At 43.7% G+C, this 3348-nt stretch carries 3 protein-coding genes and 2 pseudogenes; 2 read left to right on the top strand and 3 right to left on the bottom strand.

Annotated features, from left to right (window positions below; translation table 11 throughout):
- Positions 1-319 precede the first annotated feature (319 nt).
- A pseudogene (locus PX636_RS05330) lies at positions 320-523 on the bottom strand (Uma2 family endonuclease); the annotation flags it as partial.
- A gap of 266 nt (positions 524-789) precedes the next feature.
- A pseudogene (locus PX636_RS05325) lies at positions 790-1158 on the bottom strand (Uma2 family endonuclease); the annotation flags it as partial.
- Positions 1159-1239: 81 nt separating this feature from the next.
- Here PX636_RS05325 and PX636_RS05320 point away from each other — a divergent pair.
- Complete coding sequence (locus tag PX636_RS05320; RefSeq protein ID WP_002761229.1) at positions 1240-1662, top strand: SufE family protein; 423 nt, start codon at positions 1240-1242, stop codon at positions 1660-1662.
- A 4-nt stretch (positions 1663-1666) separates the two neighbouring features.
- Here the strand turns inward: PX636_RS05320 and PX636_RS05315 are convergent, their stop codons facing one another.
- Positions 1667-2218, bottom strand: a complete 552-nt coding sequence (locus PX636_RS05315; protein WP_012266514.1) for a ferric uptake regulation protein — start codon at positions 2216-2218, stop codon at positions 1667-1669.
- A gap of 105 nt (positions 2219-2323) precedes the next feature.
- On the opposite strand from PX636_RS05315, the gene PX636_RS05310 reads away from it, so the two are divergent.
- A partial coding sequence (locus tag PX636_RS05310; protein WP_288116416.1) for a J domain-containing protein occupies positions 2324-3348 on the top strand: 1025 nt, incomplete at its 3' end.

Raw genomic sequence — 3348 nt, 5'->3', positions numbered from 1 at the left:
GGAAAAATAGGCTTTTCGAGGGTAATTCTTGTTTTAATTCTCCATGTACGCAGTCTTTAAAAGCCTCTATTTCGTTCCAAGACACGATTAAGAGTGGCTTTTAGGCTAAGTATAATTACTTATCGCGTAAGTGAGATGCTTCCTTGAAACTTGAAACGGCAGTCCGATATTGCCTAGTATTGTAAGGAGATTTTATATTTTTGGTACGGCGTTTATATTGATGGCACTCCACATCGTAGCCAGATCAATGACTTCAGTAACTACGGCAGTTACGAACCATTCACCGATGATGGCCACCAGATTGATCGCGCCCAAACCCTTACAGTTCATCGGGGTTGATACCCAGTGATCTTAGTCTTTCCCCTAGTCGTTGGGCTTTTTGTTCCGCTTCCTCTTTCGCTAGACGTTCTTGAGTGGCGATCGCTGCCGCTTCCTGTTTGGCTAAACGTTCTTGCTGGGCATTCAAACGTTCTCGCTGGGCGATCGCCGCCGCCGCCCTCGCCCTTTCCTCTGCGGTTAAATAGGGTCTGCTGAATAATGGTAAAACCCTTTTAAAATAAGGCTTTTGACCTGTTAAAATCCGATGTTCATGCTGCGAAAATCGGATTGGGACCATCAAAAACCTTGCATTATCCTTAGTTTAGTACATAAGTTGGTACAAAACAAAGAGGGCAACAAAGCCTGAAACGACCGGCTACTGACGACCGACTCCTGACGACCGACTCCTAACCCCACCAACAAACTTTTTGCCGCAAACCCTAAATAGCGATTTCCCGATCGATCATACTAATACAGCCATTCTCGCACCCAAGCGATATGTTCTCCCTGCTCATATCCCAAGGCTAACCCGATTTCTGGCAACCATACCCGATTATTTTCAGGCTCTAAAAGCTCGTATTTCCCCGCTATCAGCTTATAAACCTCTAATCTCTCTCTATTTTTAAACCTTCCCCTTCTACCGCTCAAGGGATTGTAAATGGCGTAATAGAGAATTCCTAGGGTTTGATAATCCGCTAACTTTGCCTCATATTCCCCATTATATTGCTCGGAAATCACTTCCAAGGCCAATATCGGCATAATATAAGCTTCTTCCCAGAGAACATAGCTTAATCTTCCCCTTTCGCCGGTATCGTGTTTGACTCCCACTACCCTGACACCGATAACCACAGCACTCAACTTCCGCGAGAATGCTAATATAAAAAAGCTATTGGCTAATTTTTTCTTATTTTAACTCGCAATATGCTCCCGTCTAATCTCGATCGCATCGTCGAACGCCTCAAACGTCGTACCGATCCTAAGCAAAAATACGAACAATTACTAGCTTTTGCTAAAAAACTAGAACCAATACCAGAATCTGCCAAAATACCCGCTAATAAAGTTCATGGCTGTGTATCCCAAGTTTATATCACTGCCGACCTCGAAAATGGCCAGGTTTGGTACAAAGGGGATTCCGACGCGCAATTAGTCAAGGGTTTAGTTGCTTTGTTAATCGAGGGTTTCAATGGACTGACTCCCACGGAAATCCTGCAAGTCACCCCGGATTTTATCGAAGAAACTGGTTTAAAAGTCAGCCTTACTCCTTCCCGCGCCAACGGCTTTTATAATATTTTCCAATTAATGCAGAAAAAAGCTCTCGGTTTTCAGTTGGGAATGTCCGCTTAGATGCCTAGTTTTCCAGTTCCGGTTCCTTTGATTCGGGAATCTCGCAGTTTTGGAAACGAGTATCCACCAGCGAACGCGTGCAACCCCAATTACTCGGTATTCCCGACGGCCAACCCATCCGCAAAGCTTCCGGACAGATGGCCATCACTGTTAACTGACAGTCAATTAACTGAAAACCCTCTTTCTCACACTGTTTGAGACTGTGTTTGAGAATGGAATCATTGTTAAATTCGATGGTTTTATTGCACTGAATACAGACCAAATGATGATGGTGGTGGGGATAGGGTTGATTGAGTTCGTAGTGTTTATGACCCTCGGCCAATTCCAACTCCCGCAAAATTCCCATCCGCGACATCAGTTTAACACTGCGGTAAATTGTCGATAAACTAATTCCTTCCCCCCTTTTGTCCAGCAATTCCTGCAATTCTTCGGCGCTGAGATGATTGCCTTTCGGTAAATTCTGGAAAACGTGCAGAATTTTCTCTCGCTGGGGAGTTAAGCGCCACCCCCGCGCGTTGAGTTCCGCTTTCAGGGAGGAAGCAGTGTAGGCAGACATAAGCGATCAACTCTCAATAAAAGCTATTTAATTGACAATGATAGTCGTTTCGGCGAGCCATTGGCAACAATTTTCAGTAGTTGAAAATTCCCCCCGCATTCGAGTATGAAAAATTACTATGAAATCCTGCAAATTCCCCGTCATGCCAGTAATAATCAGATAAAAGCCGCTTTTCGTCGTCTGGCCCGGCAATATCACCCCGATTATAATCCCAATGATCCAGAGGCAGTGACAAAATTTCGGGAAATTGAACAAGCTTATCGGGTTTTGAGCGATAAAGAGAAAAGAAAAGAGTATGATCGCAGTTTATCCCCAGAAATACCCACTTTTAACCCCAGTGCAGAGGATTTTTATCAACAGGGATGGCACTACGCTCAAGAGAAAAATTATCAACTAGCGATCGCATTTTACCAGCAAGCGATCGCAATTAATCCGCAATTTTGGCAGGCCTATCTGCAACGGGCGGAAGTTTACTACCATAATCAGCAGGATCGGCAAGTTTTAAGCGATTGTCGCCAAGTTTTGCAGTTAAAACCCGATTGTTCCCAAGCTTACTATTACCTCGGTTTATCCCGTCAACGACTCGGTTACACCCAATCCTCCCTAGAAGCTTATAGAAAAGCAATCGCCATTGACCCAGATAACCCCCAATTCTATTATCAAAGAGGATTGGCTCTAGAGGAACTCTCGGAACTGCCGGCAGCACGAAAAGATTTCCAAATAGCGGCCAAGAAATTCAAGCAACAGGGAAATTTTCGCCGCTATCATGCCATTGCAAATAAATTAAGAGACCCCCATAAAAGTTATCGACAACGGCAATCGATCAAGTGGTCAAAAACTCTTTTTATTGTTTTTAATTTGCTGAAAATCTCTGGCTCATCTTTGCTCAAACCCAAGACCGGTCTAGCAGAGGCTTTTTTAAAGCTTAACCGTAATCAGGCTTTGGCTACGGGTGTATTGGCAGCAATAATCAGCAGTTTTTTCATCGCTTTTACTTGGCAAAACTGGACAGTTAAATCTGATTTTTTGCTGTTATTAGGCTGGGCAGTATTTCCTTTTATTATTCTGACTTTATCTAGTTGGTTAGGCAGAAAATTAAGTAATAAATATGGTAGTCTCACCGGCGATAT

The sequence above is a fragment of the Microcystis sp. M53598_WE2 genome, assembly GCF_030067735.1.
GTDB lineage: Bacteria > Cyanobacteriota > Cyanobacteriia > Cyanobacteriales > Microcystaceae > Microcystis > Microcystis aeruginosa.
This window is presented reverse-complemented; position numbering and strand designations above follow the sequence as displayed.